Origin of the sequence: Arachnia propionica (genome assembly GCF_037055325.1) — a bacterium.
Taxonomy (GTDB): Bacteria; Actinomycetota; Actinomycetes; order Propionibacteriales; family Propionibacteriaceae; genus Arachnia.
On the sequence record NZ_CP146373.1, the window covers coordinates 3,187,573 to 3,211,873 of the forward strand.

25 protein-coding genes are annotated in these 24,301 nt (G+C 65.0%); 13 read left to right on the plus strand and 12 right to left on the minus strand.

Features of this window, described 5'->3' with window-relative positions; translation table 11 throughout:
* Positions 1-546 precede the first annotated feature (546 nt).
* From V7R84_RS14750 to V7R84_RS14760, 3 genes are all read right to left on the minus strand, one after another.
* Positions 547-3,858, minus strand: a complete 3,312-nt coding sequence (locus tag V7R84_RS14750; RefSeq protein WP_338570433.1) for a hypothetical protein — start codon at positions 3,856-3,858, stop codon at positions 547-549.
* Positions 3,859-4,029: 171 nt separating this feature from the next.
* Complete coding sequence (locus V7R84_RS14755) at positions 4,030-4,497, minus strand: peptidoglycan-binding protein (protein WP_338570435.1); 468 nt, start codon at positions 4,495-4,497, stop codon at positions 4,030-4,032.
* A 101-nt stretch (positions 4,498-4,598) separates the two neighbouring features.
* Complete coding sequence (locus V7R84_RS14760; RefSeq protein ID WP_338570437.1) at positions 4,599-5,093, minus strand: peptidoglycan-binding protein; 495 nt, start codon at positions 5,091-5,093, stop codon at positions 4,599-4,601.
* Between the two features lie 494 nt (positions 5,094-5,587).
* On the opposite strand from V7R84_RS14760, the gene V7R84_RS14765 reads away from it, so the two are divergent.
* Positions 5,588-6,331, plus strand: coding sequence for a hypothetical protein (locus V7R84_RS14765; protein ID WP_338570439.1), 744 nt, complete (start codon positions 5,588-5,590; stop codon positions 6,329-6,331).
* Between the two features lie 19 nt (positions 6,332-6,350).
* Here V7R84_RS14765 and V7R84_RS14770 read toward each other — a convergent pair whose 3' ends face one another.
* The 9 genes from V7R84_RS14770 to V7R84_RS14810 form a co-directional block, all read right to left on the minus strand.
* On the minus strand, positions 6,351-7,067 hold the full coding sequence (locus tag V7R84_RS14770) for a glutamine amidotransferase (RefSeq protein WP_338570441.1): 717 nt from the start codon (positions 7,065-7,067) through the stop codon (positions 6,351-6,353).
* Positions 7,064-8,338: a MurT ligase domain-containing protein gene (locus V7R84_RS14775; RefSeq protein ID WP_338570444.1), complete on the minus strand. Its 1,275-nt coding sequence runs from the start codon at positions 8,336-8,338 to the stop codon at positions 7,064-7,066. Before V7R84_RS14775 ends, V7R84_RS14770 begins: the two co-directional genes overlap by 4 nt.
* Before the next feature lie 129 nt (positions 8,339-8,467).
* Positions 8,468-8,992 carry a hypothetical protein gene (locus tag V7R84_RS14780; protein ID WP_338570447.1) on the minus strand — a complete coding sequence of 175 codons (525 nt, stop codon included), beginning with the start codon at positions 8,990-8,992 and terminating at the stop codon, positions 8,468-8,470.
* Between the two features lie 223 nt (positions 8,993-9,215).
* A complete protein-coding gene (locus tag V7R84_RS14785; protein WP_338570449.1) occupies positions 9,216-10,067 on the minus strand; it encodes a C40 family peptidase in 852 nt (283 codons plus the stop codon).
* Between the two features lie 304 nt (positions 10,068-10,371).
* On the minus strand, positions 10,372-11,394 hold the full coding sequence (locus V7R84_RS14790) for a peptidoglycan recognition family protein (RefSeq protein ID WP_338570452.1): 1,023 nt from the start codon (positions 11,392-11,394) through the stop codon (positions 10,372-10,374).
* Positions 11,395-11,702: 308 nt separating this feature from the next.
* Positions 11,703-12,578, minus strand: coding sequence for a C40 family peptidase (locus V7R84_RS14795; protein WP_338570455.1), 876 nt, complete (start codon positions 12,576-12,578; stop codon positions 11,703-11,705).
* 1,078 nt (positions 12,579-13,656) lie between these two features.
* Positions 13,657-14,625: an N-acetylmuramoyl-L-alanine amidase gene (locus V7R84_RS14800; protein WP_338570457.1), complete on the minus strand. Its 969-nt coding sequence runs from the start codon at positions 14,623-14,625 to the stop codon at positions 13,657-13,659.
* A 437-nt stretch (positions 14,626-15,062) separates the two neighbouring features.
* Positions 15,063-15,542 (minus strand): 8-oxo-dGTP diphosphatase, encoded by a 480-nt coding sequence (locus tag V7R84_RS14805; RefSeq protein ID WP_338570458.1) that lies wholly within the window; start codon positions 15,540-15,542, stop codon positions 15,063-15,065.
* A 9-nt stretch (positions 15,543-15,551) separates the two neighbouring features.
* Positions 15,552-16,628, minus strand: a complete 1,077-nt coding sequence (locus V7R84_RS14810; protein ID WP_338570460.1) for a branched-chain amino acid aminotransferase — start codon at positions 16,626-16,628, stop codon at positions 15,552-15,554.
* Between the two features lie 263 nt (positions 16,629-16,891).
* Here V7R84_RS14810 and V7R84_RS14815 point away from each other — a divergent pair, with 263 nt between their 5' ends.
* The 12 genes from V7R84_RS14815 to V7R84_RS14870 all read left to right on the plus strand — a co-directional run bounded on the left by V7R84_RS14815 (position 16,892) and on the right by V7R84_RS14870 (position 24,288).
* The gene (locus tag V7R84_RS14815) at positions 16,892-17,719 is read left to right on the plus strand and encodes a hypothetical protein (RefSeq protein ID WP_338570463.1); all 828 of its coding nucleotides are present in this window, start codon (positions 16,892-16,894) and stop codon (positions 17,717-17,719) included.
* A 34-nt stretch (positions 17,720-17,753) separates the two neighbouring features.
* Positions 17,754-18,161: an FKBP-type peptidyl-prolyl cis-trans isomerase gene (locus V7R84_RS14820; protein WP_338570465.1), complete on the plus strand. Its 408-nt coding sequence runs from the start codon at positions 17,754-17,756 to the stop codon at positions 18,159-18,161.
* Between the two features lie 118 nt (positions 18,162-18,279).
* Positions 18,280-19,590, plus strand: a complete 1,311-nt coding sequence (locus V7R84_RS14825; protein ID WP_338570468.1) for an MFS transporter — start codon at positions 18,280-18,282, stop codon at positions 19,588-19,590.
* Between the two features lie 293 nt (positions 19,591-19,883).
* On the plus strand, positions 19,884-20,141 hold the full coding sequence (locus tag V7R84_RS14830) for a GlsB/YeaQ/YmgE family stress response membrane protein (RefSeq protein ID WP_338570471.1): 258 nt from the start codon (positions 19,884-19,886) through the stop codon (positions 20,139-20,141).
* A 284-nt stretch (positions 20,142-20,425) separates the two neighbouring features.
* Positions 20,426-20,902: an Asp23/Gls24 family envelope stress response protein gene (locus tag V7R84_RS14835; RefSeq protein WP_338570472.1), complete on the plus strand. Its 477-nt coding sequence runs from the start codon at positions 20,426-20,428 to the stop codon at positions 20,900-20,902.
* A 32-nt stretch (positions 20,903-20,934) separates the two neighbouring features.
* On the plus strand, positions 20,935-21,111 hold the full coding sequence (locus V7R84_RS14840; protein WP_338570474.1) for a hypothetical protein: 177 nt from the start codon (positions 20,935-20,937) through the stop codon (positions 21,109-21,111).
* A gap of 2 nt (positions 21,112-21,113) precedes the next feature.
* Entirely contained in the window at positions 21,114-21,530 is a 417-nt protein-coding gene (locus tag V7R84_RS14845) for a hypothetical protein (RefSeq protein WP_338570475.1), read from the plus strand.
* Positions 21,527-22,075, plus strand: coding sequence for a DUF6286 domain-containing protein (locus tag V7R84_RS14850; RefSeq protein ID WP_338570477.1), 549 nt, complete (start codon positions 21,527-21,529; stop codon positions 22,073-22,075). Before V7R84_RS14845 ends, V7R84_RS14850 begins: the two co-directional genes overlap by 4 nt.
* Before the next feature lie 13 nt (positions 22,076-22,088).
* Positions 22,089-22,736 (plus strand): hypothetical protein, encoded by a 648-nt coding sequence (locus V7R84_RS14855; protein WP_338570480.1) that lies wholly within the window; start codon positions 22,089-22,091, stop codon positions 22,734-22,736.
* A complete protein-coding gene (locus tag V7R84_RS14860; protein WP_338570482.1) occupies positions 22,726-23,382 on the plus strand; it encodes an RNA polymerase sigma factor in 657 nt (218 codons plus the stop codon). Before V7R84_RS14855 ends, V7R84_RS14860 begins: the two co-directional genes overlap by 11 nt.
* On the plus strand, positions 23,379-23,927 hold the full coding sequence (locus V7R84_RS14865) for an Asp23/Gls24 family envelope stress response protein (protein ID WP_338570485.1): 549 nt from the start codon (positions 23,379-23,381) through the stop codon (positions 23,925-23,927). The genes V7R84_RS14860 and V7R84_RS14865 overlap by 4 nt, the downstream gene beginning before the upstream one ends.
* Positions 23,917-24,288, plus strand: a complete 372-nt coding sequence (locus V7R84_RS14870) for a transcriptional regulator (protein WP_338570488.1) — start codon at positions 23,917-23,919, stop codon at positions 24,286-24,288. Before V7R84_RS14865 ends, V7R84_RS14870 begins: the two co-directional genes overlap by 11 nt.
* The last annotated feature ends 13 nt before the right edge of the window (positions 24,289-24,301 follow it).

Sequence of the window (24,301 nt, forward strand, 5' to 3'; positions counted from 1 at the left end):
CTGGTTTCCATCCGTCGTATCACGGGTCCCTGCGAACAAAGCCTCTCCTTGATGTCGCGATGCGCGGCAATGTTCTGACCCGACTGCGACACTGGTGGCTGTGAGTCCCCCTTCACCGACCGCATACCCACGACAGAGAATCACCGAAAATGAAAACACCACTTACACCATTAGTGGGACAGTCCCGGCCCCACCGGGTCCCGCAAAAGGCAGGTGCTGGTCGTCTCAGTGATACGGGCGCTCAATACCTTCGGCAGCGGCATCACCCCATCACGGTGGCCGTCGCGCTGCTGGGTGACCACGACGGGGGTGGCGAAGTTCTCGACCGTTCTGGCAGTGGGTGCGCTGACCCGGTGGCGACACCCCTCCCCGTCGTTATGTCATTTGGAAAGGTTCTGTCGGGATCGTGAAAGATTTTGAGGCGTATACGGTACAAAATCTTTCCAAATGACATAACGACGACGGGGTCGGGGCCGACGGGGTCGGGGCCGACGGGGTCGGGGCCGACGGGGGTCGGGGCGGTCTGCGCGGGCCGGGACGACGTGGCTACCAGGACTCGACACGGACTTCCCGGGCCCAGGCGGCCACAGCCGGTACCGGGTGGGAACGGGCGGTTCGCAGCCGGGCCCGCCAGGTATCGTCCCAGCCCACCTCGTCGCCCGCGTGTTCCAGCAGCGCCAGGGCGATCGCTCCGGTGACCGCGTCGCCACGGGCCAGCAGCTCGTCGGTGGCAGCGGTGAAATCGACGTGCAGCCGCGCCTCGTGCAACTCCTCGAGTGTCTCCCCGGTGAGTTCGAAAATTTCGCGGGAACGCATCGGATCGGCGACATCCTCGGCGAGATCGTTCAGGTCGGCCAGCGGATCGTCCCAGTTGACGGCGGCCAGCAGCACCTGCCAGCGTTGCCGGGCCGTATGCGGAAACTCCGACAGCGCCGCGGCCAGTTCCTTCAGCCGGTCGCGCTGCTCCAACCGAGCCCGAAGACCCTCCGGCAGAAGAGCGACGATCACGTCCTCCAGCAGACGTTGGCTCGGCAGCTCCTCCGTGGAGTCGAGCGGTTCGTCAGCCGCCGCTGCCGCGATCCCGGCCACCACCACCAGCAGCATGCCCCATCGCAACCCGGAGCCTGCACTCCCCAGCGCCCACACCGCCGCCTGCCGGACGTGAAGCTCCTTCGAGGAGAGCAGCTCGAGGATTCGCCCGGCCACTTTCGGCGTCCAGAAACTCCACCTGGGCAGCGCCCTCACCAGTGCTGGTTCCGGCGCGGCTTTCGCCAGGATCTCCCCGAACCGGGCCCGGTGTCTGACCGACATCCGGGCCGGGGTGATGCCGGCAAGCACGAGAGCAGCCTCGCGACCGCCGGCTGCCGCATCTGACAACGCCTCCCACGCCCATTCGTCGTCGAGGAGGTCGATCAGACCCGTGGTCGCCGCGAATCGCACGTCACGATGAACGGTGACGTCCATGGCCAGGTCCACCAGCATCTCGGCGGTCTCGGGACGGTGCAGGCGCGCCACCTGTCGCACGGCCTGCTTGCGGACACTCACCTTCCGCCATTGTTCGGTGGCGATGACCATGAGAGCCTCGGTGGTCGCAGCGGGTGACAGCTCGTCGATGACATGGGTCGCGGCAAGCATCGCGGTCGGGGCAAGGTCGGTGTCCAGCACCGTCAGGAAGTCCGTCAGCGACCACTCCACCGCGGGCGACCGGAACGCCGCCGCCAGCTGCGCCTCCCGGATCCCGATTTCCGGGCTGTCCGGTTCGAGCGCCTCGGAGGTGACCCAGGGAAGCCGCCCCAGGACATCCACCGCGGCCAGTCTCCGCCACCGATCCTGGGTGGTGTCGTCGACGAACCGGGCCAGGGCCTGGGCATAGGAACGGCTCTGCTCAGGCAACCAGCCGTCGAAGGGCCCGGGCGCGATCCCGACGTAGGGGGTGTCGTCGTGCAGCCGCCCGGAGATCGGGATCTTTCGGTACAGGATCCCGGCCAGATCGGGACGGTAGCGGCAAATGTGCTCCTGGACGCGTTCGAGGGTCGCGAACGAGGGGTCGAGTTTCAGCAGCCCCGCGAGCCTTTCGCTGCGGGTCCGCGGTGCTGCCAGCCAGTTCAAGATCGCACGGTCCACGGTGTGGGGATCGTGGGACCTGATGGCCCGGCGCATGATGCTGGTGATCTCCGGCAGGTCCTGGCATCCACGGCTGAGGATCGCGACCAGACAGTTCGCCTGGTCGTACTCGCCGCGGTCGGCCTCGGTCCTGAAGGTCTGGGCGAACCCCGTCACCACGGTTTTCGCGGCGACGATCGGGATGGGCAGGAACAGGTTTCCCGTTAACGCCCGCCCAGCAGCCGCGAGCGCGGCGCCGGAGCAGGAATTGGGCAGCCGGGTCAGCATGTCCACCTGTTCCTGGATTGGTGCGCCCAGCTGGGCACGGTGGATCATCAGCCGCCAGAGCGCGCCCTGCAGGTGCGCAAAGGTCTCGGACGAGGTGTCGCGGGCGGCGGTCAGCACATCTGTCAGACTTCCCAGGCGTTCGGCCGGAATCAGGTCCAGGAGCTGTCCGCTGGCAATCGCCAGGGCGGCCATCGCGGCGTTGCGCACCGGGTCCTGTTCCGTGGCGAGGATTTCGATGCGGGCGAAGGCCACCACGATCGCTCGCGGATCGCGACTGCGCAGCGCAGACGCGAGAATCGCGTGCCAGGCCGCCCCGCGTTCCTCGGCATCACTGGAGTTCAGGCAGGGCTCTGCGACGGTGAGGGCCTGATCGGGGGCGAGATGGGCTGCCAACCGCAGCTGCTCCTCCCGCCCCTGATTGACGGGCAACCCCGCCATCCGGGCCGCCTGCGTTTCCCGTAGTTCCCGGGGCAGGGCGTCGAGCATCTCCTCGCTCCAGTCCCGGTCGCGCAGCTCAACTCCCTCGTAGGCATCGGCGAAAGCTTGGGCCCGTTCACCAGGCGGCAGGCCCCGCAGGAGGCAGGCAACCTCGTGTTCATCGTCACGCGTGGCGCACAGGATACGGCTGCGCTGTTCCCGGGTCAGCTCCCGGAAACGCCGACGAATTCGCCCGCCGATCCCGTACCTGCCCGAAAAATGGTGTGCAGGAGTGAGAGCTAGGAGCCGGGACATGTCGTCGGGGGCAGCGACCAGCAATGGCCCCGCGACGTCGCGGAACAGCGGTGGGAGCCCCCGCGAGGACTCCGCCGCGGACACCAGGAGCGCAAGTTCCCGCGGCCTGGCCCGGACCAGGTGACGAACAGCGGGCGCGATCCACCGCCAGATGGTGGCGCGACGATCGGCAGGGGCGCCGTCGAGACGTCGTCGCACTTCGGCGAGCACGACATCGGGATGTCGATGGGCCAGGGCGGCCAGGTTGGGTACCAGATCACCCAGCTCGGGCATGTGGTCCGCGATGGTGTCGGGGTCGCAGGCGATCAGCATCCCGGCGCGCTCCCGGTCGGACAGGGGCGCCGCCAGCAGCGCCGCGGCCAAGTCACGGCGACCCTCGTTGATGATCCGGCGACGAAGACGCCGTCGCTCCGCGATCGGTCGGGTGATGTAGTCGGCGGCGAAGGCCGTCGGGTCCGTGGCTCCGAGAGGAAGCAGGGCCGCTGCCCGGATCCGGACGCGTCGCGAGGAGTGTTTCGCAAGTTTCTTCAAACGAGCCGTGTCGCCCAGCACCCGGGCGACCTCAACCGCCAGCAGGGCGTGATAGCTGGATTTCCCCACCAAAGCGTTGAGCAGCACCGGTAGCCGCGGGTCGTCGGCGTGCGCACGAAACAGCTCCACCACGTACCGCACCCGGCTGGAGTGCGACGTGACAGGCAGGCTGCGGTTCAGGGCCGGCAACGATGGCAGGGGCACTCGTTGAGGCTATCGGATGATCAGTCCCGCCGGGGGCTCGGGCCCGAATCCGCTGGAGGGATATTCGCGCAAAATACACGGTTGCGCAACACTCAATGCCGTGTCGAGACCGAGAAGACGCATTCGTCACGTCGAGTTGTTGCGCAACCGCTGTTTCACCGCCGCCAGGAATCAGGTCAGAACGCCTCTGCCGCTGATGTGGCTCTGCAGTGCCTGGATGGTCGGAGAAGGACCGTCCAGAATCCCGTCCTGCGTCTGCTCGAACTTGGCCTGGAGTGCCCGGATGGTGGCTGGGCCGATCAGACCGTCCTGGGCGACACCCACGTACCACTGCAGGGACCTGATCACCTGTGCGCCCTGCGCGGCGTCATCGGGAACCCATTCCCAGCCGCTGGCCAGGCCGGGATTCGACCCGGCCCAGGAAACGGGTTGGCTCTCTACCCTGCCGGTGGGGGCGAGTCCGAGGAAATCCTGCAGGGCCTTGGTCGTGGAGGTGCCCCACCAGCCGTCGGCGACGATGGTGCGGGCATTCGCGGCGGGGGAGCCGAAAAAGTTCACCGCTCCGAAAACGCCCATCGCGGGCACACCCACCGCGGCAGTGATCAGTAGATGTCGGCGAGAGATTTCAGGGTGTTTCATGAGCTTTCTTTCACCTGTCTTCATGCGGAATGGACAGGCACCGGGCCGAGGGAAAAGCAGGGGCCAACCGTCATTTCCCCGGCCCGGTGTCGTCGCACCGACTAGATGTGGCGGTTGATTTCTTCCTGGAGCGCGGCAATGGTCGGGGACCCGTAATCCAGGACACCATCCGTGACTTTGCCGTAGTGGGCCTGCAGGGCCCGGATGGTGGCAGGACCGATCAGTCCGTCACTGCTGATTTTCAGCCATGTCTGCAGGAGCTGGATCGTCATGGAACCGCGCGCGAGGTCATCGGGCACCCACTCCCATCCCGACCCCAGCCCGGGGTTCGCAGCCGCCCACGATTCGGGTTGACTGTCGATTTTGCTCGTCTTGAGTCCGCGACCGAATATGCCAATCCCCCAGCGTCGGGTGAGAAACGTTTTGAGGCCCGCCGACGTGCTTTCTCCCCACACACCGTCGACGGTCAACGTGGAGGCCTTCGCGGCGGGAGCTCCAAGCAGGTTCACCGCCCCGAGCACACCCATGGCTGGCACCCCCACCGCGGCGGTGGTCAAGAGGCGCCGACGTGACATACCGGTTCGTTCAATGGTCATTTCGATTCTTCTCCTCACGGTTTTCGGGTGCGTTTCACTGCCGGCAGACATATGTGCACACGATCGGCAATGAAGCATCACCCGGACACCCGAAAACGAAACAGGCGTCTGATTTTCTGGGCATTCATTTGTGGCCGGAACGGGAACCACCCGGATTGAATCATTCCGAGCGCCAACCGTCCGGAGAAACACCACACGATCCCTTGGACCGCATTTAACATGTCAGGCTTGCTGGTGCAACTCCTTGTATTCCACGGTAAAGGACGAAGGGGTCACCGTCGGCGCTCTCCACCGGTTCTTCTCGGACCCTCGTGCGACTGAAGCCCGCACCACAGGGCTGAAAAAATTTCTCAGCCACAGGAACGGAGCAAAAATCCCGCCTGCCCACCATTTGTCACGGTCACTTCGACACATTCGACTGAACCTGCTCAGCGATAACCTTATTCCTTGAGACCACAATCAATCGCGGAAACGGCCAGCAACGGGAGGTGGGTATGCCCGAGACCAAGGGTGAGGTCCGCCACGCCGCGGAGGAGCGCGTCACGATCGACATCCTCTGCCGCTGCATGATAGGTCTACTCCTCGGTGGATTCCTCGGGATCGGTCTGGTGTTTCTCACTGCATCCTTCGACCCGCGCAAAGCGCCGATCAGCCCCGTCCCCGAGGTACAGATCGGTGTCAGCATCATCGCCAGCATCCTCGTCTCGGTACTGGCAGGTTTCGTCTCCCGTGGGCATGCCGCTGCGTTGCTCTCGACCGGCACCGGCATCCTCCTGGTCGTCTTGTCACAGTCCCTGACCGTGCCGTTGAACTCCCCACTGCCCTGGATGGGGGGAGCGGTGTTCGTGACACCGGGGTTGATGTTGCTGTCCCGTCTATCATGGTTGCAAGATCCGTCATCCACCGATGATGGACCCGACGGGCTCAGACACGTGAAATCGGTGGTTACCGGGATCATCGCTGGATTGCTGCTTCAGATTTCTCTGGCCGGCCAAAGCATCATCGCTCAGACCGGGACAACGGCCTTCAACCCTTACCTTCCGGTTTATCTGCTGATCGTGGCGGTGACGATGCTCGGTTTCGGGATGGTCGTCAGCAAGAGTTTATTCGCCCCCGTCACCATGATTTCCACCTGTCTGCTGCCGGCTTGGGGCACCAAAAATGCCATGCCGATCCTGATGTTCGGTGTGATCATCCTGTCGGTGGCGATTCCCCTGAGGTTGAAGGCCGTCGGGTAGCCTTGCCCCGCGCACAGAGTCAGCGCGGACGGTTCCTGGCGGTGTGGTGGGCCTTCGCGGCGACCTCGTCGATGGGCAGCGACGCCAGGTCACCCGGCATGCCGCGGCGTTCGAGGGCCTTGGAGATCAAGAAGTCCGCGACCCTCGGGTTGGCGGGCAGGATCGGACCGTGCAGGTAGGTGCCGATCACGTTGCGGTACCGCAGCCCCTCCTGCTGGTCCTCGCCGTTGTTACCCGCGCCCCGCAGCACCTTTCCGAGGGGCTCGTGGCCGTCGTCGATGTAGGTGCGACCGGAATGGTTCTCGTATCCGACGACTTCCCCGAACTCCGGGGACTCCAGGGTGACGTTGCCGATCAGCCGGTCGGTTCCGGCGCGGGTGTCGAGCGGCAGGATACCCGCCCCCGTGATGATCTTTCCCTCGCCGGTGACGAAGGTGCGGCCCAGCAGCTGGTACATGCCGCAGATCAGCAGCATCGGCACACCGTCCTCGACGAGACGACCCAGCTCGTCGATGTGGCGTTGGAGGTCTTCTTGGATCTTGTCCTGCCCGGCGTCCTGGCCGCCGCCACCGAGGAAGATGTCCCCGGATCCGAGGTCGGTGCCGTCGCCGGGGTTGTGGTCGACGATCTCGGCGTCGATTCCGCGCCATTCGAGGCGTTTCTGGAGCACGCGCGCGTTGCCCCAGTCGCCGTAGAGGTTCATGTCGCGCGGGTAGAGCTGGACGATGCAGATCATGCCACTGCCTCCTGGTCCTGACCGAGGGCCAGCCCGGACATCAGCTTCCGCAGGGCGGTCATGGCGGTGTAGGTGGTGTAGATGCGTTTCGGTTTGCCCGGGTTGAGGACGGCGAAACGGTCGAGGGCGCGCTGCAGGTCAGCCTCGATCTCCCCGACAGGCACGTCGTCGTAGGCCAGGCGCAGCGCCATCCCGTCGGCGCGGGTGCCGGTGACCAGAGCGACGGAGTCGAGGGGGGTGAAGTCGACGTCCCACAGCCAGCTGATGTCGCGACCATCGGCGTAGTTGTCGTTGATGGCGATCATGTTGTCCGCCTTGCCGTCGGCGAAGGACAACAGCGACAACCGGAAGCCGCTGGGGTTTTTCACCAGCACCAGTTCTATCGGGACGCCCTTGTAGGTGATGGTCTCACCGCGCCCGAACGCGGGCCGCACGTTGCCGAGGGCCTCGAGGAGTTTCTGCGTGGGCACCGCGTCGCCGACGATCCGCCGCACCAGCGTCAGGGCGGCGGCGGCGTTGATGAGGTTGTAGACGCCGCCCAGGCTCATCTCGACGACGTGCTCGGCCCCGTCGATCTCGTACGTTGCGCGTCGCCCGTCGATAGCCTTCAGCAGCACGTCGGCGTGGGCCTCGTGGTTGGCCCGGGCCTGGCCGCCCTTGAGGGTGTCGTCGGTGGGCATCAGTGCCAACAGTTCGTCGGTGGTGCCGAAGTAGACGGCCTCCGCCTTGGTGCGTTCCCGGATGCGGTAGACACGTGGGTCGTCGCGGTTGAGGATCACCGCCTCGGTGGCGGCCTCGGCGTTCTTGGCGAGCATCTCGGCGGCGGTGTCGATCTCACCGAACCGGTCGAGCTGGTCGCGCATCACGTTGAGGAACAGGCTCATGCGCGGCTTGACCTGGCGGACGAAATGCACGGCCCAGGCCTCGTCGAGTTCCAGGACTGCGATGTCGGCATCGAGCTTGCCGCGCCAGGTGACCAGCGGAAGCAACTCGGAGATCACGCCACGGGAGAAGTTCGATCCTGTGCGGTTGGTGAACACCTTGTACCCGACGGCCTGCAGCAGTTCAGTGACCACCTTCGTGGTGGTGGTTTTGCCGTTGGTGCCCGACACCAGCACGACACCACCGGGGAGAGGTTCCAGGGTGCGCCTGAGGTATCCGCGATCCAGCCTCTCGACCACCAGCCCGGGAAGCGCCGAACCACTGCCCCGAAGTCGTGCCACCTGTTTGACGAGCTTCCCGATCATGGTGCTGATGGTGTGACGAGGCATGAGGGGAATCCTAGCTCCTACGGGTCATCCGAACGATCGAGTCGGATTTCCCTCACACGAGTTGGGTGAGCCGGAGGGGCCAGGATCGAACGACCCGAATCAACACCACCCCGGCTCCGGAAGGAATGGCTACTCGTTCCCGGGCTGCCTGTATTCCTCGCCGTACTCCTCGCCATTGGGCTCGGTGGTCGCGTGTTCCGCGGCGGGGTTCTCGGATTCGGGGCTCCCGGGGACGGGGGCCCCGGTCTTTTCGGCTTCGGAACTCTCGGCCCTGGTGTTCATGAACTCGCGGCCCTTGTCGCTGAGGTCGCGGAAACCGCGGCTGATCTCGTCGACGAATCGGTTCAGGTGGCTGCCGAGCTGTTCGAGGAACTCCTTGGCACCGGGCGACTCGACATCCGGGTGGGTCTTGGCGTACTCGGCGCGCTGCTCGTCGTAGAAGGTCCTCGCCTTCTCTCCCACAAGCCCGGCGAACCCGGCGACGGCGTAGGCGGCGTCTGCCACAAACCTGCGCGCGGCGTCATCGAGCCTCTCGTTGTCCGTTCTGCTTCGCGGGGTCTGCTCGGGAATCATCTCCCCCTCGGGAGCCTCGGCATCCCCGGGCCGGGGGTTTTCGACCTCGCGGGCCTCCTGGCCGCGTTGCTCTTCACTCATTTCTTCCTCCATTTCCCATAAAACCTCGAACTCCAGTGTTGTCGCGCGACCACGACGACACCAGAGCCGCGCGCCCCTGAGTTTTCCCGGAACGTTCCCTGAGCCCAGCCCAGCAGCGCTGGAGTCGCCGGTGCGATCGCATCCGGTTTCATAATGGTGATCGAGGTCCCCAGGAGCCCACTGACTCCCGCACGCCGGCTCCCCGCACACGAGGCGAGCCGACTCAGAAAACGCCGCTGTTGAGTTTCTTCTGCAATTCTTTGATGCAGGCCGAGGCCTCCCCGAAGTGCCCCTCCTGGGCTACGCCGCAGTGTTTCTCGAGGGCGAGAATGGTGCCGGCGCCCATCAGTCCGTCCGCGTCGATTCCCAGCCGCTGCTGGAGCGCAGTGATCACCGATGATCCCACAGCCTTTTCATCGGGGACCCACTCCCACCCCCCGGTCAATCCCGGGTTCTTGGCTTTCCAGGACACCGCCTGACTGGAGACCTGGCCGTCCACGGTGGTTTTGAGCACCTCCTGGAGGCGCCGGGTTGTGCTGGGCCCCCAGTAGCCATCAACGGTCAGGACAGTGGAAGGCGGTGCAGCGTAGCTAAGCGCCGGGATCAATCCACCGTTGGCCCAGCTCTTGGAACCCGACGGTTCGGTAGTGAAATAACCGACGAGGCTGTTCTCGTCGCGAGCCTCGAAGGTGGTCAACCCGTCACCGCAGGAGACGGCGATTGCTCCGGGGAACCACAGGAGCGCACCGGGGGTTTTCTTGGCCTCGTTGAGATCAATCACTGTGCAGGCCTTGATCTGTTCACCCGATGTTGCCGGGAACGAAATCCCGAGCTGCGACAGCGCCCAGTGGATCAAACCGGGGCAGTCAAAGGTCTCCGGCCCGGAACCACCCGAGGCATAGGAACACCCAGCCTTGCTCGTGACCACCTGAAGGAAATCCCGTCCTGACACAGCGGCCAGGGCCGGTGGTACACCAAACAGGCTGGCCGCCCCCAGACAGCCAGCAACCGGGCCCCCGAGAATGGTGGCAGCAAGCAGGTTCCTGCGGGATAATCGTGGGCACGCAATCGTCATGGCGAACTCCTCAACCTCAAAGATTACGGCCGACCCCTGGCGGATCAGGTCTTTTCCCCAGAGAATCGAGCCCTGTTTCCACGCCGAGCCTCACGACGCTGCCGCGAGCTTAACACCGCGGAACACTGATCCACGGGGAAGCCTGAGCAACACCTGAGAACATCGGAGGTTCCAGAGGATACCGCCACCGGCCTTCTTCGGCGGGAAAGAGTCACGACCCGATGCGCGTCGAGGATGCGACAGCGACCCGCATGGACAAGCGGGGCATGGGTCCCGCTTCGGGTCCCACGCCCCGCGACATCGCTCAGAAGGTGCCGTTGTTGAGAGCTTTCTGCAGCGCCATGATGCAGGACGACTGCTCCGAGAAGCACCCATCCTGGGTGGTTCCGAAATGCTTCTGAATGGCCTTGATCGTGTTCGGACCGATCAGACCGTCGGGCTGGATACCCACTTTCTGCTGGACCGCGCGGATCACCTCAGAGCCCGTGGCAGATCCTTCGGGGACCCACTGCCAGCCACTGACCAGGCCAGGGTTCTTGGCCTGCCAGGTCTTGCTCTGACCCGAGACCATACCGTCGATCGGGGTTCCCAGGACCGACTGGAGGAGCTTCGTGGTCGAGGCGCCCCACCATCCATCCACCTGGAGCGAGCTGGGGGGAGTGGCCGGAGCATCTGGAGCGTTCGCACCGGGATCCGGGGTGACGGGCATCGGATCGCCGGGGGTCGGTGGAATCTGATCGGCGGACCCGGCCGCCAGGACCTTCAGCTCCGGGATCTTGTTCACGTAGCTTCCCGGGCAGCCCGTCGAGATGAACGCCTTGTGGGGCTCAAGCCAGAGCGGACCGAAACGTTGCCTGAGGTTCTGGATCAAGGTGTGCAGCCGCTGCAGGGTTTGCTCGCTCATATCGGGACAGCACTCGATGCCAATGCTCTGTGCGTTGATGGAGTAGACGCCGGCGTGGTAGGCGGTGTCTCCCAGATCGACGATCTGAGTGACTCCCTCGTCGCTGACCACGTAATGGGCCGACACCTCGGCTGCGTTGTCACCTGCCAGGTAGTCGACGATACCTTGATGTGTCTGACCAGCGGGTTCTCCCCACCAGTGGATGACGATGCCCGTCATTGAAGCAGCTGCCCCGGATGCGAAGGTACGGCCCGCATCGTAGTTGACCGCCTGCTGGAAGTTGTCGGCGAACTCAGCGGCATGGGCCGGCAAGGCCCCCGCACCCGCGAGCCCGAAACCCGCTAGACCCAGGACAGATGCGGACCGCAGAACCGCACGACGACTCAATCCGCGACCAGTGGAATATGAATCGATTGAATGCATGAACAGTTCCTTCCAGCTCGGCCCGCCGCCAACGGCTCCAAGCTGAGCTCGATTTAAATGAATCAGAAATGGTTGAGAAAATGACGGCGGATTCAGCGATGTCGGCGACATCGAATCACGCTGGAAAATCCCTCGAGATTGGATGGTAGCCAGGAAATTCCACCGTCAAGATTTCCAGCTTCACCGACCGGGATCGGGGCACATCATGTCATTATGAAAAGCTCACCCGACGGCGAAATCAGAATGTCGAAAATATGGTGGATAATCTGGTGCGGACCCCGGCACGAAAGGGGTCCGCACCAAGGAGATCAGAAGGTTCCGTTGTTGAGCGCCTTCTGCAGCGCCATGACGCAGGAGGACTGATCCGAGAAGCACCCATCCTGGGTGGTTCCGAAATGCTTCTGAATAGCCTTGATCGTGTTCGGGCCAATCAGACCATCGGCCTGGGCGCCCAATTTCTGCTGGACCGCGCGGATCACCTCAGAGCCCGTGGCGGAGCCGTCGGGAACCCACTGCCAGCCGCTGGCCAGACCGGGGTTCTTGGCCTTCCAGGACTGGGCCTGGCTGGCGACCGTACCGTCGACGGAGACCCCGAGCACCTCTTGGAGCTTGCTGGTGGTGGCGCTGCCCCAGTAGCCGTCAACATTCAGCGCCCCGTCAGGGGTCGTGCCGCCGCCACCGCCGCCACCGCCGGTGCCCGGCGCTCCGCTGTAGTCAAGACCTGGAACCAAACCGGCTGCGGTCCATCCCGTGCCAGTGAAGTAGCCGACCCCGACCTCTTCGCTCTGCGCCTCGAAGGAGGTTGCCCCATCACCGCAGGAGATGCCGATGTGGCCGGGGAACCACAGGATGGCGCCCGGAGTCGCCAGGCCCTGACCGAGGTCGATCGGGTCGCAGGAGTTGTACTGCTCGCCGGAGGTACGCGGGAAGGAGATTCCGAGCTGGGTGAGCGACCACAGAACCAGTCCGGAGCAGTCAAAACTCGAGGGTCCGGCATCACCCCAAATGTAGGGGCAGCCATTCTTGCTGGCAGCCGTCTGAAGGAAATCCGATCCGGAATAAGCGGCCGCAGCAGAGTTTGCACCAACAAGGTTGATGGCTCCCAGAACTCCCATTGCGGGGACACCGACTGCGAGGGTTGAAAGGATGCTCCTACGAGACATCCGCGGTTGCATAATCGTCATAGATCCATTCCTTGTTCGTTGACCTTGTTCATTCAGTAATAGCGATCCGTGACGAATGGGCCCCTCCGCCAGAAGATCAAAACCTTGCATGCATCGAAAACCTCACGACGCTCTGCGAGCCTAACACCGAGAGGGTCACTTCCCTGATGAAATCTCAGCTTCCTCCCAGCTTTCCCATCAGACAGTTTGTTCCGCACGAAAGGTTGAAGAAGAACGACGGAGGCATCGATACCGCCGAGACAGCTGCCCACCGGGCTCGCACAGGCGATCAAAATGCGCTCTGACTAGGGATTTTACCCCCAGGCTCGGTCAGATCAAGGATTCAGGCCGGCACATGAACGGCCCCGACCACGATCCGGATGAGTCGTCACCATGCCGACCGAAAGGCGGACACGCCCGCCCATAAGACTTTGCAAATGAAAATAAACCGTGGTCAATCCGAACCCCTCCAGTGCCCCGTCGGCACCAGCTTCACGAACGCTTCGAACGCCCCGCTCCGACCTGACCGGACACCGATCCGCTCGCAGTTCCAGCCCACTCCCCGAAGCGCCCGGTCTCCCGACCCGAGCGGACGTCAACGGCAGATCACACGAGACGCGACACACACCGTCGCCCTCATAGCGCACGCAGATCGACTGGGGAGCGAGACATGAGACCTGGCCACCCGCCATCACGCAGGCGGCGCATCAGCAGTCTCAGGGACTACGGGCTCTGCGGCCCTCATCACAGGATGTCACCCGTCGAGGACACGTCCCCCACGGGCCACCCCGATGTGGCACACAAAAGACCTGGGTCGCCTGATCGTGCTGGTCGTCGCTAGTTCCAATTCTCCAGTTCCGGTGTCACCACCCGGCTCCCGGTGACCCCGGAGGCTTTCCCCGTTGTCTCCCCGGCACCCCCTGAGGCGACGGAGCCGATGGAACTCTGCGGTCGCGGTCGGTCGCAGGTCCGTTCCCCTGTGGATCCCACGCGCCGCGGCAGTCGATCAGGCGACCCAAGCGAAGTCGGAAACCAGGGTCCCCAGTACCGACCTCGTCTGTTCCGAGGCGCTGCACTCAGTCACTCATGCACATGCCTCTCACAACTTTCCGGCATTGAGGGCCTTCTGCATCTCGACGATGCCGGGCGCCCCCTCCGGGAAACATCCATCCTCTGTGACACCGAAGTGCCGTTGAATGGCGCGGATCGTGTCCGGACCGATCAGGCCATCGACCTCGGAGCCCACCACCTGCTGGATCGCTCGAATGACGGTCGATCCCGTAGCGGCGGCTTCAGAGACCCACTCCCATCCGCTGACCAGGGCCGGATTGGCAGTCTTCCACCCGGTGTACTGCCGCGACACCACACCATCGACGGGTGTGCCAAGCACCTCTTGGAGCTTGCTGGTGGTGGCGGAACCCCAGTAGCCGTCCGCGTCCAAGAGTCCGTTGTTCTCATTGATCACGTCGGGCGGCGATGGAATTTCCGAGGATCCCGCAGCCAGAACCTTCAACTCCGGGATCTTGCTCATGTAGGTACCCGGGCACCCCGTGGAGGAGAACGCCTGATGCGGTTCCAACCACAGGGGTCCGAGACTGCCGTTGAGCTTCTGCACCAGGTCGCACACCCTGTTCACGGTGGCGTCATCCATCTCGGGGCGGCACTCGATGCCGATGCTCTGGGCGTTGATGTCGTAGACACCCGCATGGAATGCGGTGTCCTCCAGCCCGACGAGCTGGGTGACACGCTCCCCGCTCACCACGTAATGAGCGGAGGACCAGCGGGCGTTCTCACCAGCCAGGTAGTTCACCACGCCCTGGTGGGACTGGCCACGAGGCTCCCCCCACCAGTGGATGACGATTCCGCTGATCCTGGTCGCCTCGCCGGATCTGAGATTGCGGCCCGGCGCGTAGCGAACAGCCTGCTGGAAGTCATCGGCGAAATCTGTTGCCCGAGCCGCGGTGGCGGCACCGGTCACGAACCCGCCAGCCACCCCCAGCATCGAGGCGGAACGCAGAATCGCACGTCGACTCGGCCCCTCGGTGGGCCTGGATCTGACCGGAATCACGTGTTCACTTCCTTCCTGCGGGGTGCTGGCTCTCATCACAGTGCCGAACATGGCGTCGCCGCTGCGAGCGTAACACCGCAGACCGGGTTTTCCTAAAGATTCTCAGCCTTCCGTCAGGAAAGAAACGGGTCCGGAGTGGGTCTCCGCCGCCCCACACGCCCGTTTCGTTCACCGCCGCCAACCCCGCCCAGGACCTCTCCGGAAAGCGTTAAATGCGTTCTGACTAGGACTTTTAGGAAATCCTGTTGGATCGTCGCGACGGGATCAGAGAGAGCAGTCGGACCACGTCACCTCGCCCCCTGCAAGCCGCCACGCCGTCCAAAAGTACGACATCGCTCACTTCTCGATTCATTATCTGAGGAGTATCTGAGAGCAAACTGAGACGCCGGTCCGGGCCTTGGAGGAGGGAGCTGTCCCCGACCTGTGCAGGTCGACCCTCAGACGCGGGTGACCGCGATCCCCTCGGGGACCACCTGACCGTCGCGGTAGGGAATGACCGCATGAAACTGAGGTCCGTCGTCAAAAACCAGAGGCAGGAAGTGGCGGTCGCCCTCCCACATCGGCAGGTCACCGAGTTCAGCGAGGGGAACCCAACGCAGCGGGCCGTCGTCGTTGCGCTCCGGGGGCTCGCCGACGAAGTCGTCGACGAGAAAGACCAGCCCGAACCAGTCACTGCCGTCCGAACCGAATCCCGGCCAGGCGATGCTGCCGCGCAGCCGCAGGGAGGTCGCATCGATTCCGGCCTCCTCGCGAAGTTCTCGCCTCAGACAGATGACGGCGTCCTCACCGGGTTCCAGCTTGCCGCCAAGGCCGTTCCATTTGCCGCGGTGGTCGTCGCCGGCGCGCTGGCGGTGCACCAGCAGCACCCGACCGTCGCGGACGACGTATCCGAGGGTGCCGATGACGGCCCGAAACACCGCTGAACCTCAGACCACGCGGTGCAGCCAGCCGTGCCGATCCTCGGCGCGACCGAACTGGATGTCCAAGAGGTGAGCGCGCAGCTCGCGGGTGCGCGGGCCAGGCTCCCCGTCACCGACGACCTGCGCACCGTGTTCGGGAGAGTCGAAGCCCACGATCGGGGTGATGACGGCAGCCGTGCCGCAAGCGAAGGTTTCGGTCACCCGGCCCGAGGCGATGCCGTCGCGCAGCTCGTCGATGGAGATGGGCCGCTCGACGGGGGTGAGGCCGTGTTCGGAGGCCAAGGTGAGCAGCGAGTCGCGGGTGACGCCGTCCAGGATCGATCCGAGCGTGGGGGTGACGAGCTGGTCGTCGGCGGTGACCATCATGAAGTTCATGGTTCCGCACTCCTCCAGCCAGCGGTGTTCGGCGCCGTCGAGGTAGAGCACCTGTCCGCAGCCGTGAGCGGCGGCCTCGTTGGCGGCGGCGAGGCTGGCGGCGTAGTTTCCACCGCACTTCGCGGTGCCGGTGCCGCCGGGCGCGGCCCGCGTGTAGTTGGGGGTGACCCACAGCTTCACGGGGGCCGGATAGTAGGCGCCAACGGGCGAAGCGAGCAGGCCGTAGCGGTAGTTCTTGGCCTCACGCACCCCGAGATAGGGTTCGTCGGCGATCTCGAAGGGACGCAGGTACAAGCTGCGCTCCCCGTCGGGTTGCGGCACCCACGCCTGTTCCAGAGCGACCAGCTCGTCGAGGGCGGCGAGGAACAGGTCCTCCGGCAGGGGTGCCATCTCGAGGCGTTCAGCGGAGGAGATGAAACGCCGCGCGTTCTTCTCGGGACGAAACAGCCACACCGAGGAGTCGGCATGGCGGTAGGCCTTCAGCCCCTCGAAGATCTCCTGCCCGTAGTGGAAGACCGCGGCGGCGGGGTGCAGCTGCCACTGGCCTGTCGGGATGATGCGGGCGTCGTGCCACCCGAGGCCCTCGGTGTAGTCGGCAACGGCCATGTGGTCGGCATAGAACTTCCCGAACACCGGATCCGCCACGATGGCGGCGCGCTCGGCCTCGGGCGTGGGCTGGTCGGTGCGGTGGAGTTCGAACAGTGACATGCCCGCAGACTAGTCCACCGGTGGGGACAGCGCCGGCATCACGTTCATTCCCGGGACGATCCGCTCTGCGACGGCTTTATCTATTTCGACACAACAACCAGAGCTATTCTGGACAAAAGTCAAGAACGCAGCTCGCCGGGCAGGTTCCTCCTCCGAAACGCCCGCATTCACGGGCTGGCACTCATCCCGACTCTCCCTTGGACTTGACTTCCTAAGAATCCTGAGAGAACCTTTCCACGTTCATACCCAGACAGGAGATGCCGATGCGCAAGCTTGTGATCTGGCTCACCGCAGCCGCGGTGGCCATCGCAGGAATTGTTCTAGCAGCATCCGCAACGGCCGAAGGCGAGAAGCCCACAGTCGGACCGTCAGTGGTCGGAATCCACGCCCCTTGCCCCGTCACCCACCCCTGGCCGGGCGACAACGCGCCCATCTCAGAGATCAGCAACCAGCTGTCCCAGAACTTCGGGGTGACCCTGGCCGGTGACGGATGGACCGACGCGAACCGCACCCAGATCAGCGTCGTGTGGCAGGCCCTCGACTCCGTCTCCTGCACCGACTTCCTGCCCAACATCAAGGCAAAGGTGTCTGGAACCATTGGCATCAACGCCACCCACATCACCGGATTCGCCTGGGGTGACTGGTCGTACACCAAACCCGGTTATTTGAGTTTCGACTTCACCAAGTGGAAGGAAGCCGTCGATCTCGGTGACATCGGGCGCCTGTCGCGCATCGTCATCCACGAGTTCACCCACATCTTCAACGCCGACCGCGACTCCAACCCCAAGTACTGGAGCGAGTTCCAGCACCTCGCCGCCAAGCAGGGCGTCTTCAGCTCCTACGCCGGCAGGAACAACCTGGAGACCCTCCCCGAGGTCGTCGGCTACTACGTGGCCCGCTGCGCCAAGGACAACCCCTACGACACCGGCCAGTTCAATGACTACTACGAGTGGGTCAAGACCACCATCTTCGCGGGCCGCGAGTTCGGCCCCGCGCCCGGCACCAAGGCCACCTGCGACGTGACCCCGGAGCAGATCCCCACCCCTGAGCCTTCCACACCCGACTGGGTGAAGGCGCTCAGCGGCGAGTGACCGCCGGACTCCGGGTGTCGCTAGGCTCTGGAGCATGAGCAAGACCACCATGCCCTCCGTGCAGGGCCCCAAGGGATCCAAACCGACCCTCACCTTCCCCGGACCCGATGCCCCCGACGACCTTCACGTGCAGCTGCTCGACGCCGGAACCGGTCCGGAGGTCAAGGCAGGCGACACCATCTCGGCCCACTACCTCGGACAGTCCTGGAACGGATCGGTCTTCGACAACTCCTACGACCGGGGCCAACCGTTGAACTTCCGCGTCGGCGTCGGTGAGGTCATCCGAGGCTGGGACGACGGTCTCGTGGGTCAACGCGTCGGTTCCCGGGTCCTGCTGTCCATCCCAGCCGAACTCGGCTACGGCGACCACGGCGTCCCGCAGGCCGGCATCAAGGGCGGGGCGACCCTGGTCTTCGTCACCGAGATCCTCAGCGCCTCCTGAAAAGCCGCTCCCCACGGCCAGGTGAGCCGGAACGCGACGAAGGAGCGCCGAGTCGTACCCGACTGCACCGCCCAGAGCCTCTACACTTTCCGCGGGCTTGATGGGAAAGGAGCACGAGGTGGCAAGGACCGGGCGGCTGGCCTGGATCGTGTGGGGCGTCGGCATCCTCGCGTACTGCGCCGCAATCATGCAGCGCACCAGCCTCGGGGTCCTCGGGATCCAGACCGCGAACCACTTCGGCACCAGCATCGGCATCATCTCCACCTTCGTGATGGTCCAGCTCGCGACCTACGCGCTGGCGCAGCTGCCCGCCGGGGTGCTGGTGGATCGCTACGGGTCGCGGGTGGTGATGGTCACGGGTTCCGGAATGATGGTCGCCGCACAGGTGATCATGGCCTTCGCCGATTCCCTTCCCCTGGCCTTCGCCGCCCGCATCCTGCTGGGGATCGGCGACGCCTGCATGTACGGGTCGGTGCTGCGGCTCATCCCCGAGTGGTTCGCGCCGTCGCGGGTGCCGGTCCTGACGCAGCTCGCCGGGTTGCTGGGGCAGCTGGGGCAGGTGGCCTCCGCGACCTTCCTGCTTCCCCTGTTCAACGCCCAGGGCTGGATGTGGGCTTTCCTGGGCGCGGCCCTCGCATCCGTCGTGGCTGGGGTCATGAGCGCGTTCTGGGTTCGCGACGTGCCCCCCGGTCGGACCCGCCCCGCCCCGCGGGAGGAGAAACTCTCCGACCTGCCGCGCGGCATCGCCGATGCCTGGCGGCATCCCGCGACCCGGCTCGGGTTCTGGGTGCACTTCACCAGCGGTTTCAGCATCAACGTGTTCGCGATGATCTGGGGCATCCCCTGGCTGCAGCAGGCAGAGGGACGCTCGGAGGCCGAGGCCGCCTTCCTGTTCAGTCTCACCGTCTACGGTTCCATCGTTTTCTCGCCGCTGCTGGGCTGGCTGACCTCACGTCACCCGCTGCGTCGCAGCAACCTGGCGCTCACCGTCATCGGGGGCAACATGCTCGGGTGGGCGGCGGCGCTGCTGTGGCCGGGACAGGCTCCGTGGTGGTTGCTGATCTTCCTGGTGGTCGCGATGTCCGCAGGCGGCCCGGGCACCGGCATCGGATTCGACTATCCCCGCACCCTGCTGCCCCCGCACCGCCTCGGCGCTGCCAACGGCCTGGTCATCACCGGTTCCTTCACGGGCGCCACCGTGAGTCTGCTGGCCATCAGTGCCTTCCTGGGCTGGGTCAATCCCGCCGGCGACTACACCGCCGAACAACTCAACCAGGCCATGGCATTGCAGTTCCCGTTCTTCGCCGTCGGTCTGATCGGTATCTTCAGCACCCGCCATCGGCTGCGCACCATGATGCGTCCCCACGGGGTGATCGTGCCGACCTGGCGGGAAGTGGTGCAGAGAATCCGCGCCAGCAGGCATCACTGACAACCGACCCCGCTGGCTGAGCCGTGCATCCAGGTGCGCACAGTCACCACGTCGTAGTCCCACACCCGGTCGAGGATCTGGGCCGGGCAGCCAGGTGCGCACAGTCACCGCGCCAGAACTCACCGCCGACGGCGCACAAAAGATTTCGTGACGATCCACGTTTCAGTGGCGTCTACTGTACAGAGGAGTCTGTCAGTCTGAGGACTGACTGACACCGCTGCCAGTGCCAGACCGTTTGCACGTCTGGTTGGAGAACATCTCCACCCCATCGGACCTTTTCGGAGGAAGAAACCATGCTGTCATTCATCGGAATGATCATCGCCGGCGCCATTCTCGGTGCCCTCGCCCGGCTCATCATGCGGGGCAGCCAGAACATCTCAATACTGTGGACCGTCGTGCTGGGCGCCGTGGGCGCACTTGTCGGAAGCGTGGTCGCCAGCTTCTTCGGTGTCGCCCACACCGACGGGATTGACTGGATCAGGTGGGCCCTGTCCCTCGCTGCCGCCGTCATCGCGATCTCCATCTACCTGAGCGTCACCGGTCGCAAATAACCTTCAGCGCCTTGAAGTAGGTTCCGTGGAGGCACTCACCGCCTCCACGGAGCCTCTTTCATTCGTGTGTGACACACGCCACGAACTGAGGTCGTGAGGATTTCCCGGTTGGTGGCGTCTTTCTTTCAGCGCGGCAATCATGACGGGCAGCAACACCAGTCAGTCAGGTCGGTCATACGAGTCGACCACGGCAGCCACCGAGGCGCCATGACGGGCCAGTTGCTGAACCGCGCTCCATCACATCCCGTCACCATCCATTTCACGGATCTACGAAAGAGGCTCCCATGAGCAACAACGCCACGCCCCAGACCGGCCAGCAGCGCGAGCGCAACGAGAAGGTCGAGGAGGACAAGACCCCCCGCGGCCCCCTCCAGACCTCGCACGGCGTGACCACCATCGACGAGAACGTCGTCGCCAAGATCGCCGGCATGGCCGCTCGTGAGGTGCCCGGTGTCTACGACATGGGCAACGCCGTGCGCCGCGCCTTCAGCGCGTTGACCGACCGCATCCCCAACGTCCAGACCAACGTCGCCGGCGGCATCGGCGTCCAGAAGGGCGAGACCCAGGCCGCCATCGAGGTCACCGTGGTGGTCGAGTACGGCGTCTCCATCGTCGAGGTCTCCAACGCCATCCGCCGCAACATCATCGAGCAGCTTGAGATGACCACCGGCCTGGAAGTCGTGGAGGTCAACATCAACGTCACCGACGTCCACCTGCCTGACGACGACTCCGACAACTCCGAGGCCGCCGACCTCAAGTGACCCGTCCCAACGCCTTGATCTGAGGAGTTCTCATGAAGACAACGCACCTGGCCCTCCTGGTGGGCCTGTTCCTTGGAACCGTTCTCGCCTTCGGCTCTTTCGCCAATTTTGTTCTGGTGGCCCTATGCGGCCTGGCCGGATGGGCGGTAGGCCTCTACCTGGAGGGCCGGGTCGATGTCCACAGCATCCTGGATCGGCGAAAGAAGTGACGATGGCGACCGCGACCCAGCCTGCACTCACGCAGCCGGGACCTTCCCAGGACGAGGATTCCTCCTGGGAGCAGCGCGGCACCACCACCATTCCGGCCCGAGTCGTCGCTCAGATCGCGGCTAAGGCCGCCTATGAGACCGGCAATGTCGGCTCCAACGCCGGCGGAATCTTGGGAATCGGTGCCCGCCGCAACTTCGCCTCCCGACCCGAGGCCCAGTGCGAGCTCTACGGGCAGGTCGCCGTCCTCCACCTGGACCTCGGCCTGGTTTTTCCCACGCCACTGTCCTCCACCATCGAAGATCTGCGCGCCCACGTGCGCAGTCGGGTCGAGTACCTCACCGGGTTGAGCGTCGGCAAGATCACCATCAAGATCTCCTGGCTCAATCCGAGCAGCCACGTAGGGAAGAGCCTGAAATGAGAACACCCGTTCCGAACCTCATTCGTCGCCCGTCCCGCAGCGCCCCCAGTGTCGTCCTGGCACTGCTGCTGCTCGCGGTCGGAGGCCTGGGAGCCTGGCTGACGGGGCACCGGATCGTGACCGGCACCTGGCCGGACCACGCCGTCACCACGCTTGACTCCATCGGATCCACCGCCCTCGGCTCCGCCGCGATGCTCACCGCCGCCGGGATCGCCGCCGTATGCGGCCTGACCATGGTCCTCGCGGCCCTGTGGCCGGGCCTGCCCGAGCGCATCGAGATCCTCCCCGACGCCATCCCCGGCCAGACCGCGGTGCGGCGCCGCGACCTGGCCGCCCTGGTGAGGACCCAGGTCGAGCAGATCGGCGGAGTCCACTCCGCCGCCGTCACCACCCGTCGCTCCCGGGTCGACGTCGTCGTCCTCAGTGTCTTGGACGACCTCGGCCCGGTGCTTGAAGCCGCCCGCAAGAAAACCGACGAGGCCCTGCAGACGCTCCAGCCCGCGGGCATCACACGCAGCCGCGTGCGAATCAAGCACACGAGCTGAAGGAGATTCGACCATGCGTTCAGTTTCTGGTGTCCTCAACAGGACAGTCCTGGCCGGCTGCGGCCTTCTCATCGTGGCAGCGGCATCCTGGCTGCTGGCCTCCGGCCTTGATGCCGGTCGATTCTGGCCCGACGCCGCCCCGTACCTGGCCACTGCGCAGGACCGAGTGGGCAGCCTCATCGCGCCCCAGGCGCACTGGCTCCTGCTGACGACCGCGCTGGTGTCCGTGCTCGCCGTCATCGCCGGGCTGGTCCTGCTCGCCATGCAGGTCCCCCGCAAGGCGGTCACCTCGCCACTGAGGTTCAGCGACTCCGAGGGCGTCCTGCTGGCCACCATCGCCCCCGACGTCCTGTCTCAGGCCCTGTCCGAGCGGGCTGAGGACGTCCCCGGGGTGGAGCAATGCGCCGTGTGGGTCACCGGTTCCCCGACCAGCCTGTGGGTCCAGGCTGACGCCACCGTCTCCCAGGACTGCGAGGCCGAATGGGCCGTAGCCGCGCTCAGGCGCCGGCTCGCGGACGACGTGACCACGTCGCTGGGCGCCAGCCCCAGGCAGGTCGACGTCCTGGTGCGACTGGAGCGGTCCTCGAGCAAACGCAGCGTCTCGCAGACCGTCACAGGACAGCACTCGCCCGCGATCACGGGGAACGGCGATGACACATGAGACGCAGGACGAGGCAGTGTCGGCGCCTCGTCCGCGTCCACACCACGCCGCACAACCGAGCGCCTCGTCCGCCGCATCCCACGACAAGGACCGCCGCCTGGTCCTGCGCGCCCAGGACGGTGATATCAACGCCTTCGAGCAGCTCGTCGAGCGTTATCAGGGGCGCCTGTTCCGCACCGCCTACATGATCGTGCGCAACCGTCACGACAGTGAAGACATCGTCCAGGAGACCCTCATCCAGGCCTGGCGCAGTCTTCACCTGGTCAGGGAGCCCGCCGCCTTTCGAGGCTGGCTCATGCGGATCTGCACCAACAAGACCGCCAGCATGACACGCAAGCGCCAACGTCGGGCCACCGACCCCTACGACTCCGAGGGCCTGGAGACTGCGAGCGCCATGGCGGAGACGACGTCACACAGCACCACAGACCCGGCTGAGTCCAGCGAGGTCAACGCCCAGATCAAAGCGCTGGCCGACCTGTTGGCCTCCGTGAAACCCGAGTTGCGCATCGTCTGGGTGCTCCGAGAGGTTGACGACATGTCCTACGAGGAGATCGCCCAGGCTCTGAACCTGACCGAGTCCACCGTCCGCGGGAGGCTGGCGCGCGCCCGTTCTCTCGTCATGCGCCAGATGAAGGAGTGGGCATGAGCACCTTCAATCAGCTCTCACATAGCGTCCGACGCTCGACGGCGTCGGCCAGGCCATCCGCCCGGTCTCATGAGCAAGACGACGCGGAAACACGGAAATACCAGCGTCTGATCGCCTCCCTGCACGAGGAGTGGGACCAGCTGGAATCTCAGGCGAGCACCTCAGTCATGCCCAAGCGCCACCTGATGGAGGCCATCCTCGCCGAGACCCGTCACGGCGCCCAGGTGGAGATGCCCGCGACCGATCTGGGGCCCTACAGCATGTCTGAGTTCTCGCTGCGGGCACTCATCCGACGCACCGTGGACCGTGTGCCCGGCGCGCATGCCCTGCGGTCCTCTTTCGAGCACGCCCCCTCAAGCGTGGATCACCGCGGGTTGGGGGTTCCAGAGACCATCACCTGTCGGATCTCCGCCCACATCAGCGTGGAAAGCCTGCCGCAGCTCGCCCAGCTGGTCCGTGACGCCGTTCGAGCAGCCTGCCGTGAGAACCTAGGAGTGTCCCCGACCGTCAACGTCCACATCCAGGATCTTCACGATGACGACTAGCCTCTCAGCAGCCGAACTGGCCCACCTGGTCACTGCTGTCCCCGGTGTACGAGGAATCGAGCCGGGGATCGGCAGCACGTTGAGGACGATCAGCAACTACATCCGCCAACGGGATCCTCAGCAGGCCCGATTCGGCGTGGTCGTCGAGGCGGGCTCGCGCAGGGCCGTCATCGAGATCGGCATTGACGGCTCCAGGCCCGTCAAGGACATCGTGCGCGACGTCCAGGAGACCATCATCCGTTCCCTGTCGCAGGCGGGAGAGACAGGCGACGCCTTCGATGATCGGGAGGGCTCCGGCTCCTCCGGCGCCGGGGACCGGGACGCGCCTCGGGTCACGGTGCGGGTCCAGTCCCTGCTGTAGACACCCAGCCCAC